Source organism: Paenibacillus sp. RS8 (assembly GCF_041956825.1).
Classification (GTDB): Bacteria; Bacillota; Bacilli; order Paenibacillales; family Paenibacillaceae; genus Paenibacillus_AQ.
Window position 1 is genome coordinate 5,822,526 of the sequence record NZ_CP168131.1, and the last position, 14,934, is coordinate 5,837,459.

General features: G+C 44.6%; 21 protein-coding genes. 2 read left to right on the plus strand and 19 right to left on the minus strand.

Annotation, left to right across the window (positions count from 1 at the left end; translation table 11 throughout):
- Positions 1-121 precede the first annotated feature (121 nt).
- From ACDZ28_RS27425 to ACDZ28_RS27470, 10 genes are all read right to left on the minus strand, one after another.
- Entirely contained in the window at positions 122-631 is a 510-nt protein-coding gene (locus ACDZ28_RS27425) for a phosphoesterase (protein WP_339287163.1), read from the minus strand.
- Positions 632-669: 38 nt separating this feature from the next.
- Positions 670-1,083 (minus strand): hypothetical protein, encoded by a 414-nt coding sequence (locus ACDZ28_RS27430; protein WP_139328534.1) that lies wholly within the window; start codon positions 1,081-1,083, stop codon positions 670-672.
- A gap of 152 nt (positions 1,084-1,235) precedes the next feature.
- Entirely contained in the window at positions 1,236-1,622 is a 387-nt protein-coding gene (locus ACDZ28_RS27435; protein WP_339287166.1) for a YraN family protein, read from the minus strand.
- On the minus strand, positions 1,619-1,927 hold the full coding sequence (locus tag ACDZ28_RS27440) for an EscU/YscU/HrcU family type III secretion system export apparatus switch protein (protein WP_042128964.1): 309 nt from the start codon (positions 1,925-1,927) through the stop codon (positions 1,619-1,621). The genes ACDZ28_RS27435 and ACDZ28_RS27440 overlap by 4 nt, the downstream gene beginning before the upstream one ends.
- The gene (locus ACDZ28_RS27445) at positions 1,924-4,104 is read right to left on the minus strand and encodes a DNA ligase (protein WP_375103301.1); all 2,181 of its coding nucleotides are present in this window, start codon (positions 4,102-4,104) and stop codon (positions 1,924-1,926) included. The genes ACDZ28_RS27440 and ACDZ28_RS27445 overlap by 4 nt, the downstream gene beginning before the upstream one ends.
- Before the next feature lie 72 nt (positions 4,105-4,176).
- The gene (locus tag ACDZ28_RS27450; RefSeq protein ID WP_076119543.1) at positions 4,177-4,788 is read right to left on the minus strand and encodes a ribonuclease HII; all 612 of its coding nucleotides are present in this window, start codon (positions 4,786-4,788) and stop codon (positions 4,177-4,179) included.
- 195 nt (positions 4,789-4,983) lie between these two features.
- A complete protein-coding gene (ylqF, locus tag ACDZ28_RS27455; protein ID WP_042128970.1) occupies positions 4,984-5,844 on the minus strand; it encodes a ribosome biogenesis GTPase YlqF in 861 nt (286 codons plus the stop codon).
- Between the two features lie 29 nt (positions 5,845-5,873).
- On the minus strand, positions 5,874-6,482 hold the full coding sequence (lepB, locus tag ACDZ28_RS27460; RefSeq protein ID WP_042128972.1) for a signal peptidase I: 609 nt from the start codon (positions 6,480-6,482) through the stop codon (positions 5,874-5,876).
- 298 nt (positions 6,483-6,780) lie between these two features.
- Positions 6,781-7,125: a 50S ribosomal protein L19 gene (rplS, locus tag ACDZ28_RS27465; RefSeq protein ID WP_042128973.1), complete on the minus strand. Its 345-nt coding sequence runs from the start codon at positions 7,123-7,125 to the stop codon at positions 6,781-6,783.
- Between the two features lie 156 nt (positions 7,126-7,281).
- Complete coding sequence (locus ACDZ28_RS27470) at positions 7,282-7,572, minus strand: hypothetical protein (protein WP_042128975.1); 291 nt, start codon at positions 7,570-7,572, stop codon at positions 7,282-7,284.
- 412 nt (positions 7,573-7,984) lie between these two features.
- Here ACDZ28_RS27470 and ACDZ28_RS27475 point away from each other — a divergent pair, with 412 nt between their 5' ends.
- Positions 7,985-8,935 carry a hypothetical protein gene (locus ACDZ28_RS27475; RefSeq protein ID WP_375103302.1) on the plus strand — a complete coding sequence of 317 codons (951 nt, stop codon included), beginning with the start codon at positions 7,985-7,987 and terminating at the stop codon, positions 8,933-8,935.
- Positions 8,936-8,990: 55 nt separating this feature from the next.
- Here the strand turns inward: ACDZ28_RS27475 and ACDZ28_RS27480 are convergent, their stop codons facing one another.
- Positions 8,991-9,218 (minus strand): LSm family protein, encoded by a 228-nt coding sequence (locus ACDZ28_RS27480; protein WP_042128979.1) that lies wholly within the window; start codon positions 9,216-9,218, stop codon positions 8,991-8,993.
- A 178-nt stretch (positions 9,219-9,396) separates the two neighbouring features.
- On the opposite strand from ACDZ28_RS27480, the gene ACDZ28_RS27485 reads away from it, so the two are divergent.
- Entirely contained in the window at positions 9,397-9,573 is a 177-nt protein-coding gene (locus ACDZ28_RS27485; protein WP_156113147.1) for a hypothetical protein, read from the plus strand.
- A gap of 321 nt (positions 9,574-9,894) precedes the next feature.
- Here the strand turns inward: ACDZ28_RS27485 and ACDZ28_RS27490 are convergent, their stop codons facing one another.
- From ACDZ28_RS27490 to ACDZ28_RS27525, 8 genes are all read right to left on the minus strand, one after another.
- A complete protein-coding gene (locus ACDZ28_RS27490) occupies positions 9,895-10,029 on the minus strand; it encodes a hypothetical protein (protein ID WP_269321964.1) in 135 nt (44 codons plus the stop codon).
- 221 nt (positions 10,030-10,250) lie between these two features.
- A complete protein-coding gene (gene trmD / locus ACDZ28_RS27495; protein WP_375105425.1) occupies positions 10,251-11,033 on the minus strand; it encodes a tRNA (guanosine(37)-N1)-methyltransferase TrmD in 783 nt (260 codons plus the stop codon).
- Entirely contained in the window at positions 11,033-11,557 is a 525-nt protein-coding gene (gene rimM / locus ACDZ28_RS27500) for a ribosome maturation factor RimM (RefSeq protein WP_042128981.1), read from the minus strand. Before rimM ends, trmD begins: the two co-directional genes overlap by 1 nt.
- A gap of 192 nt (positions 11,558-11,749) precedes the next feature.
- Positions 11,750-11,980, minus strand: coding sequence for a KH domain-containing protein (locus ACDZ28_RS27505; RefSeq protein ID WP_042128982.1), 231 nt, complete (start codon positions 11,978-11,980; stop codon positions 11,750-11,752).
- A gap of 22 nt (positions 11,981-12,002) precedes the next feature.
- Positions 12,003-12,275, minus strand: a complete 273-nt coding sequence (rpsP, locus tag ACDZ28_RS27510) for a 30S ribosomal protein S16 (protein ID WP_036688604.1) — start codon at positions 12,273-12,275, stop codon at positions 12,003-12,005.
- A gap of 47 nt (positions 12,276-12,322) precedes the next feature.
- Entirely contained in the window at positions 12,323-13,708 is a 1,386-nt protein-coding gene (gene ffh / locus ACDZ28_RS27515) for a signal recognition particle protein (protein ID WP_042128985.1), read from the minus strand.
- A gap of 21 nt (positions 13,709-13,729) precedes the next feature.
- A complete protein-coding gene (locus ACDZ28_RS27520; protein WP_042128986.1) occupies positions 13,730-14,086 on the minus strand; it encodes a putative DNA-binding protein in 357 nt (118 codons plus the stop codon).
- Between the two features lie 148 nt (positions 14,087-14,234).
- Entirely contained in the window at positions 14,235-14,882 is a 648-nt protein-coding gene (locus ACDZ28_RS27525; protein WP_375103303.1) for a hemolysin III family protein, read from the minus strand.
- Positions 14,883-14,934 lie beyond the last annotated feature (52 nt).

The following is a 14,934-nucleotide window of genomic DNA, read 5'->3' on the forward strand; positions in this document are numbered from 1 at the left end:
ATAAAATAGCTATTATATCTTATTATATAGAGAGAAACTTATCGTAATCAACAATTATTCAATAATTATCAGCAAAAAACTATATTGCATAAATGCGCATCCGTAACCCTTTAGACCTAAATCATCCTTCTTCACTGACTACTACAGAGTCTCTGATCTGTTCAAAGGTCAACGGTTTATAGTTCCAATGCTCCACACAAATATTAAAATAATTATTCCCCTCATATTTTTGACCGTGAATATGACCGTGCACATTTACGTAAGGCATATGCTTATTCATATACATTGGTTCATGGGAGAGAAAAAAGAAGTCCTTGTAAATCAGCGGATATTCACTTACCTCGTCAAAGCCTGCTTCAAGCCACCACCTACGACTGCGCCCGCGATCATGATTGCCGAGAATCAGAGTCTTATAACCATGTAACCTCCGCACAATAGCACGTGTCGCTTCCTTGTTAAGAAACGAAAAGTCACCCAAATGAAACACTTTATCATCCGGACCCACTACTGAATTCCAACTCTCAATCATGGCTTCATTCATTTGCTCAACATCTATAAAGGGTCTGGATTCAAAATCAATAATCAACTTATGTCCAAAATGATGGTCGGATGTAAAAAAAACGTTAGCCATGTTCACCCTTCTTTCTTTTTTGATCATAGTTTGTATGATTATCTCCAGTCACGCCGCTTATGTGATCTTTTTTTATTATCGCTCTGGATCAGTTCAGCTAGAGGAGGAGTCTCTTCATTCTCAATGAGCCAGCCACGCATCTCTTTAATCGCTTCTACCTGTCCATTTCCTTTATCACGCCATGTAAGAAGCTCTATGACTTTTATAACAAGCGCTAAGAGACTGCTATTGCTGTTTTGTGATTTATCAGCACGGATTTTTTGAAATAGCGCCTCATTTTTCCAATCGATTAATATTTCCTCAGCTATAGTGGGCCGCATAACCGTGAAGTTCTTATTGCAATTTGCACAACAGACAACGGATACTGGTTCTGCGGTAAATTTCACTTCAATCTTCTGCTGGCAATATTGGCAAGCAAAACTAACCTGCATTTCAAAAGGTTTATTCTTCACTTAAACAGCCCTCCTCATGATGACATTAAAAAGTTACTCTAATGTTTACCCATTTCTTTTGAGAAATGACCCACTGCGCGGAGGCTATGTAAAGACTTTTTTACAAGAATGCTAGTGCCCATAATGAATGGAGCGAGAATATGGGGTGCAGCTTAAAAAGCCTCACGTATATGCCCCAAAGAAGCGATGCTTAAATCTTCATTCAGTAAAATGCTAATGACGTCAAAAGTTACTCTTCGATCACCATAACCTTTCATATGCAAATAAACCTGTGCTGTATTTCGCACTTGATGTATTTTTCGAGTATTCACTGATTCCTCCGGAGTCCCCTGATATAGCTCTCCACTACGACTGCGAACTTCAACAATAATAATACAGCCTTCGTTCTCCGCAATAATATCAAGTTCTCCAGTTCGACAACGCCAATTTCGTTCTAAGATCTTGTATCCACAAGTAGATAAGTACTGCACAGCCCCGTCTTCAGCAGCGGCCCCCTTCTGTTTGCGGTTATAGCGCTCTCTTGTGTATCGCTCTTTCATTCCGGTCTCCGTTCACCGGCGGAACGGTCGCTCTGATACACAAAGCTGAGGATTTCAGCCACTAGCTGATAAAGTTCAGATGGAATCTGTTGATCTAGATCGAGCTTTGAAAGAACTTCTACGAGAGCTGCGTCCTCTTGGACAGCAACCCCACTCTCTTTAGCTTTTTGCAGAATCAGATCCGCTATCGCCCCTTGTCCTTTGGCAACAACGACAGGCGCCTCGCTTTGTCCTGGGCTATATTTGAGAGCGACCGCTTTTTTGAGCCCTTGTGAAATTGGAGGTACAGGCTCATTTTCGTTCATATACGGTAATCCACTCCTTTATAAGCATCAGGAACATAATCAACAAGCTTGCTATGGGGATTGGCAAGTTCTGTAGATAGTTTTAGTTCCGGTAAAGGTTCAGTTCTTAATCCCGACAACTGATAACCAATAGATTCCACTGCCGTTTTAATATCATCACGCCGCTGTTCCAGCAGCTCAAGCACCCAAGGATGATCATTATGCAGCTTAAGACTAACGATTCGATCAACAACCTGTACATCAACCAGCGTCTGACCGATCTGCTTCATGTCCAAATCAAACCAGAGACGGCAATTAGCTGCATCCAATTCACCCTTGCGTCCCCGACGCGACTGAATATGAACGGAAGCTGTCTCCTGCCCATCTGGACCTTGCAGCGGCAAAAATAAAGTCACTTGCGCGAAAGGAGCCGTTCGATCTGTATTGAGCAACAGCTGTTGTCCTGTCAGCTGCTGCACTAGTCCGCTCGCGGCTTCTTTGACCGCGGGCGGCACCTCACTGCTGCTCATGATCTGCAGCAGCACGCCTTTCAGGGTGTCGGCAGCTTGATCGCTGCCGACACCTGCACTGCCAAGCGCGGCCGTACCTGCCGCCGCGCGGGCCGTCTCAGCGGCGGCTACTGCGCCGCCGCGCACTGCCTGCTGCTCGTGCTCCGCACCGAGCAGCTTCAGCACCCGCCCCACCCACGACTCCGCGTCCGCGGGTGGGGCGGTGTCCGGCTGTATCGGCGAAGCCGTCACAGCCGGGGTCTCCCCGCGCGGCGCAGCAGCCGCGGGGGCAGGGCTTGCTCCCGCCGCATCAGCGAGCGGGAGCATGGCGAGCTGCGGCAGGGAACCGCGCAGCTCGGTGAGCACGCCCTGCAGCTTCGCGAGCAGGGCGGCACCGCTAGGTGCAGCTGCCTGGGGCGCAGCACCAGCAGCAGTGCCTTCGGCGCTCACACTCGCGCCACCAACCCCTGCCCCGCTCTTATCAATATTCATTGCCAAGCTCTTATCTGCAAGAATAGCACTATCCAGTGCTCCATCCTTATTCAAATTTAAGGTATTACCTTGAATCTCACCTTGACTGGAGCTGATAAGATTGCTCGTCGCAACATCAGCTTGAGCGCTTAAAGCATTATTCAGAGCGCTAGAAGGCGTAGCAGCTGTCGTTTTACCAGCCGCAGGTTCCGTAACCAGTGCACCCTTGGAAATCTGTGCACCTTCAGCCGTTTCATCAAGAGCTACTGGTTTACCAGTTGCAATACCCGTTTCATTATCAGAAGTAATGTTAAGAGCTGCTTTGACTGGTGCACCTTGTTCATCCGATGTCATAGTAGCCGTAAGGCCGGAGGCATCTACAGCGGCTCCTCCCGAAAGAGAAGTACTTCCGCTTGCGACAGTACCATCAGTAGCTTTACTCACAGCTTGTCCATTTCCTCTGGCTGCCAATTGGATGGCATCCGCCTCTGTAGTGTCACTCTCAGCAACACCCACGTTATTCCCACTTGTTGCACTAGTATTTACAGAAGGATCGAGCTTTCCAGTACTGGTGCCCATTCCAGCTTTAGGTTCCGCGGTTATTGTTTCTTCACTAGCAATTTGCCCTGCCCATATCGTAATCTGGTCTTCTAGTGCTGACAAAAGCTGATGCAGCTGCGGACCAAATACAGCCTGCTGCAATCCTTTCACACTCTCAGCTGTAACAGGGAGTCCCCGCTTTACAGAAATGACTGCCGCGTCAAGCCACTCTGATGTAGGCACACCAGCTGGCTTGGCACTCATTACCGCATTCAGCGCAGCCGCTGTCTCTTTGGTCAGCGGGACGCCCCCTGATTGCATCGCTAATACGATTTCTCTACCTGCTTTGGAATCAGCTAGCCCTAGTGATTCCAAGGCTTCCCCCATGCTTTGAGGGGTGACTAACGCCGTTTCACCGAGGGAGACCGGCTTCAATACGGGTAATCCGCCTTCTCCGGGTGGTCCGACCTGTAAATTCATGGTTTCTCCAGGCAGCAGCGGTGTTTCTAATTCCGCACGAACAGGTGTACCTTGGATTTGTACAACCGCTTCTTTTCCTGAATCCGATACAGAGAGAACAACACCACGAACAACTTGCCCTTCTTTTAACTCTAAAGACTTGGCCGCGCCCGGTTTTTGATCTCCAAGTAATCCACGGATCAATGTTCCGATATTCATACCGTTTCTCCTCCCTCCATTTTCTCTCTTCTTACTATATCGGTATTCATCCTACTTTTTTAAGCATGGCTTCTAGAAAAACGTTTGCTGCTCCGCGAGAATCCGCCCAATAAAACTGCGCCGATGCATAGGTGTTGGACCTAGAGCCGTAATTTGTTCCCGGTGAAGCTTGGTCGCGTAACCTTTATGTATCGCAATCCCATACTCAGGGTATAATTCCTCCCACAGACCTTCACACAGCCTGTCTCGTGTCACTTTCGCAATAATCGAAGCTGCTGCAATAGACTGACTATTTGCATCCCCCTTAATAATTGCCCGTTGTGGCAAAGGGAGGTCTACCTTTTCAGCATCGATCAGCATATAGTCAGGAATGTGTTCCAGACTCTCTACCGCTTTTTTCATGGCTAAGCGTGAAGCTTGCTTGATATTAATTTCGTCAATGACAGTAGAATCCACATATCCCACACCTACCGCCAGCGCTTGCTCCATAATAATCTCGTATAAAGCGTCTCTCTTTTTAGCTGTAAGCTTTTTGGAATCATTTACACCATCAATAATAAGCCCCTCTGGCAAAATCACTGCTGCTGCAACGACGTCCCCAAACAAGCAGCCTCTTCCCACTTCATCTACGCCTGCTATACGGCGATAAGACTGTTCCCAGCCCTCTTTTTCATAGGCTAACATATCTAACGAACTCACTATTTTGTCACCGCCAATTATGAATTATTCAATGATCTATATAAGTCAGCTTATCACAGTAAAGCTTACATGGTCATCTTAAAATAGACGTTCCAATTTGATCCATTCCATAAAAAAAGAGCCTCCGAAATTTCGGATGGCTCTTCCATACCTAGTCATTAAACACTGAATTCAATGCACTTAAGGCGTTTCCAGCGTAAAACGTCCAAGCTTACCTGCCCGCAGCTCATGCAACAAGGCTCGGGAAGCTTTTTCCAGATCTACACGTCCACCGCTAATCAGACAACCGCGCTTACGACCCACAGCTTCCATAACAGCTACGATCTCATCTGGATTCTCCAGATCCTCAGGAAGCTTCTCAATGCCAAAGCGTTCTTGAAATCTAGATCCGTAGTCTTTCACCAAATATTTCACCGCGTAAAAGGCGATGTCCTCAACATTCAGAATTTCTTCTTTTATTGCACCCGTTACCGCTAGGCGATAACCTACATCTTGGTCCTCAAACTTCGGCCAAAGAATACCCGGAGTGTCCAGAAGCTCCAAATTACCGGCTGTCTTAATCCACTGTTGACCCTTGGTTACCCCAGGGCGGTCACCAGTAGCAGCGATACTCTTACCAGCCATCCGGTTAATGAGTGTTGATTTACCAACGTTAGGAATACCGACAATCAATGCACGCATAGCTCGCGGATTCATTCCTCTTGCGATCTGCCGGTCAATCTTTTCTTTTAGCAGCAGTTTGACCTGCTCTGGTATTTCCTTAATACCCGTTCCAGTAGATGCATCAACAGGATAAGCAACATGCCCTTGTCCCTTGAAGTACGCCAGCCACTTCCGTGTAATCTCCGGATCTGCCAGATCCGCCTTGTTCAAAATAATCAATCTTGGCTTGTCCCGCAAAATATCGTCAATCATCGGATTGCGGCTGGAAAGCGGCAGACGGGAATCGAGCAATTCTATTACAACATCAATCAGCTTCAGCTTATCCTCGATTTGCCGCCTAGCCTTCGTCATATGACCAGGAAACCATTGAATGGCCATTGCCGTCACCTCCTTTGACTTCTGTCAACTTAATGGTTAATCAGTGTAATATCCTTTAGCGGCCAGAAGATTAAATCTGCACGACCCACTATATCCCCCAGTGGTACATAACCGATCATTCGGCTATCCGTACTATCCGAGCGATTATCCCCCATAACAAATACATGTCCTTCAGGTACGGTACCATCCGTAAACTTTTCATTAGGGAAGTCTTTATTATTATACAGAGCGTTGTTACTATGCGCAGCATCAATAGCGCCTTGGATATATGTCTCGTTAACAACCTCTCCGTTAACTGTAACTACATCCCCTTCTACTTTCACGGTATCTCCAGCTACACCAATTACACGTTTAATAAAATCTCTACCCTCAGAAGGCACGTGGAATACTATAACCTCGCCCCGTTGCGGAGATCTAATATCGTACAAAATCTCATTTACGATAACACGTTCACCCGTATGGAAATTAGGCTGCATGGAAGGTCCATCTACAATAAAAGGCTTGAACAAAAGCCAGCGGATCAGAAAAACCAATACTAAAGCAATCGCAATGGCTTTAATCCATTCCAAAACTTCATTTTTGGGTTTACGTGGGTTCTGCGCGCTTGATTCCAAAGTTTCACTTTGTTCCTGCTGCATAGTTCACCGTCCTCTCTAAAATACTACTCTTACTATACAACACAAAAAAACTCCTGCCAAAAACCCCTCCACAGATACTCCTTCAGGAGGCCTTTTCGGAGAAGCTGATCCCCAAGCGTATATGTCGTACGCATTGTATACCAAGTTAAAACGCCTTTGCGTCCTTTAAGGACAGTAAGCGTTTATGCGAGAAATATAAGAATAATGTATAACGTGAAACTTATACTTTCTTATATTTTCAAAAAAAATAATAAAACGAAAGGGGCTTGAACTCAAGCCCCTTTCCTTTGTCACTATTCTAGCGACGAATTTCTTTAATTCTCGCTGCTTTACCACGTAGTTCACGAAGGTAATAAAGTTTAGCACGACGCACTTTACCACGACGAGCCACTTCGATTTTCTCGATTTTAGGCGAGTTGATTGGGAATGTTCTTTCCACACCAACACCGTAAGAAATTTTACGAACCGTAAAAGTCTCACTGATTCCACCGCCACGACGTTTGATTACAACGCCTTCGAACAACTGGATACGCTCACGAGTTCCCTCGATAACTTTTACATGCACCTTCAAAGTGTCACCCGGGCGAAAACTCGGGATATCTTTACGAAGTTGCTCTTGCGTAATAGCTTGTAGGATATTCATTAAGGACTTCCTCCTTCCGTACAGGTGTTCTTGCCTCTTCCGGAGAGATCTTTCTCTCCCTCATTATCCGCAGCGGACCACCGTATTCCACACAACAGAAATAATAATACCATAAAGGACGGGCTAATACAACATATTTTTCTTATTTTTGTCTATTTAAAGCGGCAACATATCTCTTTTTTTCGCCTTCGATTGGCAATCCTTACACAGGCCAACTACAGTTCCATTATCTTGAGCGTAGAAGATTAATTTTCCATTCTTCTTCTTACAAGAAGAACAAGGCTGCTCCCCTGGGCTCTGTTTAGCTTTTCGATGACTGTCCATTGAGATCACGTTACTCCGTGTGGTGTGCGAATGATTGCTTGTCGTATTTATTTTCTGCTTCTTGACTAAAAAATACACGACTGCCAAAACTACTAAGGCAAGCAAAATGGCTACATATTTCATTTGGCTCCCTCCACCCTTCAGGATTTATTAAATGAAAGTAAAAAGACCGCCCTGTACTTCAAGTGAGGTAACGGTCTATATCTGTATACAAAGTAGCCTTAGCACACCTAAGCACTTCTATCCGAAAAAAAGCGGTTTCCAGAAGCTGCTGAAGGTTCTATATGAGGGCTGGCTTCCACGCCCTTTTTATATGTACCTATACCGTATTTCAATAAGAGATCTTTCGTTTATTTTAGCACAATTAAAAATCGAAGTGTAGTGGACACTTTAGTGACCTAGTCTTTGGTCCAGTATAATAACCCGCCTCCAGCCGTTTTTACTGAAAAATTCCATAAGCTATACTTACAGAAGTACATAACGAAGTCACATTGGTAAGATCACATACACCCATATATGAGGAGGAGTTCGTTTCATGAGGAAAAGAAATAGCAATAGCGTATTAGCAGCAGTAGCCGTATTATCTATCGTACTTTTGGCAGGTTGTACAGAATTACCAGGCAGACAATCTGCGAAAAATGAGGTGGAAAAGAGTATTTCTGAGGATGCACACCAGAACTTTGGTGAAGTTGTCAAGCAAGAGCTAGGTAAAGCAGCTGCAACTGTACAGCAAGCCGTTGAGGAAACTGCTACTACGGTAGTTGACGAAATTAAAGCAGATAGCATTAGCAAAGAACTCTCAGTATCACAAGCGATCGGTACAGCATCCGTACTCAGCATGGACAACGCAGTAGGAGAAATAGAAGTTGCAGCTGTTACAGGAGATCTGATCCATGTAAGTGCAACCATCTCCTCACACAATAGTTCCTTCCATACCTCTGACCGTCAAAAGATTATGGATGATGCTGAAGTTTCAGTTAAGGTGAGTGGCGATACATTAAAGGTGTCTACGCATTCTAAATCAAATCCTAAGAAGGATTTATGGACATGGGCGCAAGACAAATATGGTTATTCCGATTTTAGCATAAGCTATAATATAGAGCTCCCTGCCAGCATGAATAAATATATCATTACAAATAACGTAGGACAAATTCGTCTTCGTAACCTGGAGGGGAATTATCAAATCGTCAGCAACGTTGGAGCGATCAATATTGAAGGGGCTAAATTTACTGGAAAATCTACTGTAAAGTCCGATACGGGTAGCATACGTATGGATATAGCAGGGATGAAGGGTGACAGCAGCCTACAAGCTAAAACAGAGGTTGGCAGCCTTAGCGCTGTCCTAGCCGATGGAATGAAATGCAGCTTGGAAGCCAAAAGTGATCTCGGACAAATCAAAGGGGTAGAAGGCGGAAAGACCGATATCAATGGAGGCGGTCCTTTGGTATCACTCAGCTCAGATATAGGTGCAATTACAGTACAGTAAATAGACAATAAACAGACCGCCGGGATAACCAGGCGGTCTGTTTTTGATTCCATGATTAGATTAATGCGATGGCCAGCAAAGTGAATAAACTCAAAGTTAAAATCTGATTTGCGGCAAAAGGATTTCCCCAAAAAGCAGAAGTATGCACAGAGCCATTGTCAGTTCTTAAGTAAACATTGTATCTGTCTACATCTGTTATAACGCCTTCGTGCTGTCTACCATCTCTAGTCAGAATCCGCACCCTTTTATCCTTACAACGCAAACAGTTATAATATGCTTCCACTAGTGTACTCCTCCTTGTCAGTAATGATATACTCTATGTGTAGGAGTACAGGTCGGTAACGGCGAAGTTACATAGGTCGGAGTTTGGGTCAATATTTACTTTTTCGTCCCCTGTATCTTTCGTATTCCTCTTTCACCTGTAGTTCGTCTTATTCCATCCATTCGAGGAGGCCAATCTCATGAATGTAGAAAGAAAACAGTTTATTAAGGAAGGCGTACTGCGTATTACCATTTTCGTTATTTTAGCATCGCTTACTTACACCGTTCGCAACTATGCATGGGCTGTTACTGTTCTCGTATGTGTTGCGCTGTACTCCCTCCTTACTGGAGTACACAAAATCTTACGCAAAGAATAACATGTGCCTCCACGAACTCTTATAGCAAGCTAAAACGCCTTAAGCGTCCTTTTAAGGACGGTAAGCGTTTGTGCGAGAATTATAAGAATAAAGTATATCGTGAATCGTGTACTTTCTTATAATTTCAAAAAATAACCACTTTCTCTCTAGATCCTAGATCTCGAAGGAAAGTGGTTATTTACAGTTTAATCGGGGTAACAGAGTTCAAACCATGTTACCTTCTAAACAATAAAACCATTAGCGACAGCGAATACAAAATTCACTGTATCTAATGGTTTTATTCAGCCTAACAATCAATCCCTAACGTTCGATCTTATATGTTCACTCTTTATATGGCGAATGGGAATTGCGATTTGTATAAAAATCGATAATATCATTCACGGTGCGGAGCGGCTCCGCTTCCTTGTGGATCGTGTCCACGTTAGGCTTGAATTCTTCATGCGTCTTCGTAGTCACTTCAGTTCATTCCTTTCAATAGTTAAGCTTGCTGCATCATCAGCTGCATATATTAGTGCGGCACCTCTATTCATTACCCTAAAAGGAAGCTTTCAACGCACCAATAAGCATATTAATTTGAAAACTATTATTTTATTTGTTCTCAGGTTCACATAACAAAAACGCCTCCTTAACGTAAGATACGTTAAAAAGACGTCAGATATACCTGTTTCATTAAATTATCACTCCGGCTTGTCCACATTTCTTAGACGTTCCAGTGTCTTCTTGTCTTTCAACGTAAGTTCTGCAGTCTCAAGCAGGTCCGGTCTGCGTTCCAACGTGCGCAGCAGTGCCTGCTCTCTCCGCCATATATCGATGTTTGCATGATGACCACTCAGTAAAATATCTGGCACCTTCCAGCCACGAAACTCGGCAGGACGTGTGTAGTGTGGATATTCTAGCAGTCCAGTGCTGAACGAGTCAGATATCGCAGAGGTTTCATTTCCCAGTGCTCCTGGCTGAAGCCGGACTACGGAATCTATAACCGTCAAAGCAGGCAACTCTCCGCCAGTTAGCACATAATCACCGATTGAAAGCTCATCTGTTACCAAATGCTCACGAATCCGTTCATCATACCCCTCATAATGCCCACAAATGAAGATTAAATGCTGCTCTTGTGCCAGTTCCTCAGCAATCTTCTGATTGTAGGTTTTCCCTTGTGGACACATAAGGATGATACGTGGTTTTACAGAAACCTCTTCATCAGATCGACGGTTATCTTTCTCATTCGATGTAATACCGAGCACATGCTCGACTGCATTAAAAATCGGATCAGGCTTGAGCACCATGCCCCCGCCGCCTCCATACGGAGTATCATCCACACTATTGTGTTTATTCCCTGAGAACTCGCGGAAGTTCACAGCATTTAAGGATACGATTCCTTTTTCACGCGCTTTACCAAGAATACTTGTGCTGAATACGCCTTCGCACATTTCCGGAAACAGCGTAAGCACATCAATTCTCATCATGGCAATAGCCCTTCCATCAAATGAACAGTAATTCTTTTGGCTTCTATGTCTACATTCAGCACTACATCATTGATTACAGGAATAAGGATGTCTTGTCCTTTTGCAGGCTTAACAACCCACACATCATTCGCGCCTGGCTGTAAGATTTCCGTTATCGTACCAAGTGGTGTGTTTTCATCTTCATCCGTGTATACCTCACAACCGACGATTTGGTGGAAGTAGTATTCGTTCTCAGGCAGATCAACCAGATCATTACTTGGAACCTTCAGGAGGCTTCCTTTATACTTTTCCACTTCGTTGATGTTCGTATACCCCTTGAGCTTAACGATGAACATCCCCTTGTGCTCACGAGCGGATTCTACAGTTACTTCGAATTTCGCACCGCCATCTGCAGGGATCACTAGCAGCTTCTTGCCTGCAGCAAAACGAACTTCAGGGAAATCGGTATGTGATAATACTTTAATCTCCCCGCGAATACCATGCGTATTCACAAGTCTGCCTACGGTTAACTCTTCTGTCATACAACCCTCTCCTTTACAAGCTTCATCTAATCTATATTTCAAGCATAAACGCCTTCGGCGTCCTTATAAGGACGGCAAGCGTTAATGCGAGAAATATAAGACATAAAGTATGGTGTGAAACTTATACTTTCTTATATTTGAACAAAAAGGAGCCGGGATATACTATCCCTAGCCCCTCATTGTACGCATCATTTAAGATAAAATATCTACAGTTACGCGTTTATCGCTCTTGACTGCTGCAGATGTGACTACTGTACGGAGCGCCTTAGCGATCCTTCCTTGTTTGCCAATGACCTTTCCTACATCATCAGGATGCACGGACAGTTCATAGACAATTAGGTGATCCTTCTCCACCGCTCGTACCGTCACATCTTCTGGATGATCCACTAAAGCCTTAGCAATTACTCCAACTAATTCTTCCATAGAGGACCCTCGCAATCAGTCATTATTTCTGTTGCTTAAGCTCATGAAACTTCTTCATTACGCCTGCTTTGGAAAGCAAGTTGCGTACTGTATCAGATGCTTGCGCACCTGTTTGAAGCCATTTAAGAGCTTTTTCCTCATCGATCTTAACTACTGCCGGTTGTTCAATCGGATTATAATAACCGATTTCCTCGATAAAACGACCGTCACGAGGGGACCGGGAATCGGAAACCACTACACGATAGAAGGGCGCTTTATGCGCTCCCATTCTTTTTAGACGAATACGTACTGCCACGAAAAATCACCTCCTTATAATAGTTTCGGGATATTAGAACAGCAAGATCATTTAAAAGGGAACTTCATCCCTTTTCCGCCTAGTCCTTTAAGCTGCTTCATGGCATTCTTCTTGGAGGCCTTGCCGCCTCCGCCCATCATGCCGGAGAATTGCTTCATCATCTTACGCATCTCATCAAATTGCTTGATGAGGCGGTTGACCTCAGCGACCGAGGTTCCGCTACCGGCAGCAATACGCTTACGGCGGTTATGGTTAATGATCTCAGGCTGGCGTTTCTCCGTCTTCGTCATAGAATGAACTATGGCTTCAACGCGACCCATTTGCTTATCATCAACTTTTAAATCTTTAATGCCCTTGGCTTTGTTCATGCCAGGCAGCATATCAAGTATTTGATCGATCGGACCCAGCTTTTTCACCTGATCCATTTGCTCAAGGAAATCATCAAACGTAAATTCTGCATTACGCATCTTACGTTCCATTTCCTTAGCTTTATCTGTGTCTATATTCGCTTGGGCTTTCTCAATCAGCGACAGCATGTCACCCATACCTAAAATCCGTGAAGCCATACGTTCCGGATGGAACGGCTCCAGCGCATCGATTTTCTCACCTAACGCAGCGAATTTGATCGGACAACCAGTAACAGCTTTGACGGATAGTGCAGCACCACCACGGCTATCGCCGTCGAGCTTTGTCAATACAACCCCTGTAAGCTCAAGCTGCTTATTGAAGCTCTCAGCCACGTTCACAGCGTCTTGACCGGTCATTGCATCTACTACTAAAAGAACTTCATCTGGATTTACAACATTGTGAATCTGCTTCAGTTCTTCCATCAATTCTTCATCAATATGCAGGCGGCCTGCAGTATCGATAATGACGTAATCAAGTCCGTTATCCTTGGCATGTTGTACAGCTTGTCTGGCAATCTCTACCGGACTAGTCTGATCACCTAGCGAAAATACCGGAACTTTAATTTGTTCTCCCAGCACCTGAAGCTGTTTGATCGCAGCAGGACGGTAAATATCTCCCGCAACGAGTAATGGACGATGATTGCCCTTCTGTAACAGCTTGGCCAACTTACCCGAAGTGGTTGTCTTACCTGCCCCTTGTAGACCCGCCATCATAATGACAGTCGGTGGCTTGTTCGACTTGGCCAGCTTCGCTTGGCTTCCGCCCATCAGCTCGGTTAGTTCCTTGTTAACGATGTCGATAATGACCATACCTGGTGTAAAGCTGTCCATAACTTCTTTACCAATAGACTTTTCTTTCACCTTGGCCACGAATTCTTTAACTACCTTGAAGTTTACATCGGCTTCCAGAAGGGCCAGCCGTACTTCGCGCATAGCTTCGTTTACGTCATCTTCGGATACTTTACCTTTACCGCGCAGCTTGCTGAACACATTCTGCAATCTTCCGGTTAATCCTTCAAACGCCATATGCAGATTTCTCCCTTCATGCTACTCTAACCTCTGCAAGCGATCCACGATCTCCGCGAACCGAAGTTTATATTGCTCAGGCAGCATCCCATTCTCCGGCAGTCTGCGCAGTTCATCTAAATATTTGGTACGACTCTCATGTTTCTCTAATAAACCAAGTTTTTCTTCATAATTCTCTAAGACTTGCTCCGCCCGTTTAATATGCTCATAAACGGCTTGGCGACTGATTTCAAATTCAGCGGCGATCTCTCCCAAGGAAAAATCATCGTGAAAATAATATTTAAGAAACGTTTGCTGCTTATCTGTAAGCAGTCGTTCATAGAAGGCAAAAAGCAAATTGATACGATTCGTTTTCTCGAGTCTATTCTCCTGACTCATTAAGGGCACTCCCTTCGTCAAGGAAAAACACTTTACACCTTCACAACGTCCCTTATGATACCTAAAAGAAAGAGAGATGTCAAGCATTTTTGCTTGTCATCTCTTTCTTTATTAAAAATCCTTTTTCATGCAATTTATTCGCTTGAAATTATTGGATCGGCAGTACATAAATCAATACGGCGAAGAAGTGTGTGACACTACCTGCAAGGACAAATACATGCCAAATCGCATGATGGTACGGAAACCCTCTCCATACATAAAACACCGTACCTAATGTATAGAGCACCCCACCAGCCATCAGCAGGATCATACCACCGTCTGCTACAACAGCCGAAAGAGGGTTCCAGGCGATTACAATCAGCCACCCCATCGCGATGTAGAATATGGTAGACATGAACAGAAACTTTTTAACAAAAAATGCTTTGAAGAAAACGCCAAACACTGCGATCCCCCAAATAACTCCGAATAAACTCCAACCAAGCGTGCCCCGAATGGCGACTAACAAAAAGGGTGTATACGTGCCTGCAATAAACAGATAAATAGCGGAATGATCGAAAAATTCGAACAAATCCTTCGCCTTACCCACTTTGAGACTATGCACTAGTGTTGAATTTAGATATAGAAGCAGCATTGTCGTTCCATAAATGGAGAAGCTGACCACATGCCATGTCGTTCCTTTTAGACTTGCAAAAACAACAAGCAGGACAAGTGCAGCCACGCTTAATACTGTTCCGATCCCGTGCGTTATCGCATTCGCGACTTCTTCTCTCCGGCTGTAGGTGTGAGTATTTGCCATATCCATATCCTTCCGTCTAAGCTTTCTTTCTATTATACCACGCGTACCCTAC

Coding starts and splice junctions, on each gene's coding strand:
- ACDZ28_RS27425 (WP_339287163.1), bottom strand. CDS start 631: ATGGCTAACGTTTTTTTTACATCCGACCATCATTTTGGACATAAGTTG.
- ACDZ28_RS27435 (WP_339287166.1), bottom strand. CDS start 1,622: ATGAAAGAGCGATACACAAGAGAGCGCTATAACCGCAAACAGAAGGGG.
- ACDZ28_RS27440 (WP_042128964.1), bottom strand. CDS start 1,927: ATGAACGAAAATGAGCCTGTACCTCCAATTTCACAAGGGCTCAAAAAA.
- ACDZ28_RS27445 (WP_375103301.1), bottom strand. CDS start 4,104: ATGAATATCGGAACATTGATCCGTGGATTACTTGGAGATCAAAAACCG.
- ACDZ28_RS27450 (WP_076119543.1), bottom strand. CDS start 4,788: ATGTTAGCCTATGAAAAAGAGGGCTGGGAACAGTCTTATCGCCGTATA.
- ylqF (WP_042128970.1), bottom strand. CDS start 5,844: ATGGCCATTCAATGGTTTCCTGGTCATATGACGAAGGCTAGGCGGCAA.
- lepB (WP_042128972.1), bottom strand. CDS start 6,482: ATGCAGCAGGAACAAAGTGAAACTTTGGAATCAAGCGCGCAGAACCCA.
- rplS (WP_042128973.1), bottom strand. CDS start 7,125: ATGAATATCCTACAAGCTATTACGCAAGAGCAACTTCGTAAAGATATC.
- ACDZ28_RS27470 (WP_042128975.1), bottom strand. CDS start 7,572: ATGAAATATGTAGCCATTTTGCTTGCCTTAGTAGTTTTGGCAGTCGTG.
- ACDZ28_RS27475 (WP_375103302.1), top strand. CDS start 7,985: ATGAGGAAAAGAAATAGCAATAGCGTATTAGCAGCAGTAGCCGTATTA.
- ACDZ28_RS27485 (WP_156113147.1), top strand. CDS start 9,397: ATGAATGTAGAAAGAAAACAGTTTATTAAGGAAGGCGTACTGCGTATT.
- trmD (WP_375105425.1), bottom strand. CDS start 11,033: ATGAGAATTGATGTGCTTACGCTGTTTCCGGAAATGTGCGAAGGCGTA.
- rimM (WP_042128981.1), bottom strand. CDS start 11,557: ATGACAGAAGAGTTAACCGTAGGCAGACTTGTGAATACGCATGGTATT.
- ACDZ28_RS27505 (WP_042128982.1), bottom strand. CDS start 11,980: ATGGAAGAATTAGTTGGAGTAATTGCTAAGGCTTTAGTGGATCATCCA.
- ffh (WP_042128985.1), bottom strand. CDS start 13,708: ATGGCGTTTGAAGGATTAACCGGAAGATTGCAGAATGTGTTCAGCAAG.
- ACDZ28_RS27520 (WP_042128986.1), bottom strand. CDS start 14,086: ATGAGTCAGGAGAATAGACTCGAGAAAACGAATCGTATCAATTTGCTT.
- ACDZ28_RS27525 (WP_375103303.1), bottom strand. CDS start 14,882: ATGGCAAATACTCACACCTACAGCCGGAGAGAAGAAGTCGCGAATGCG.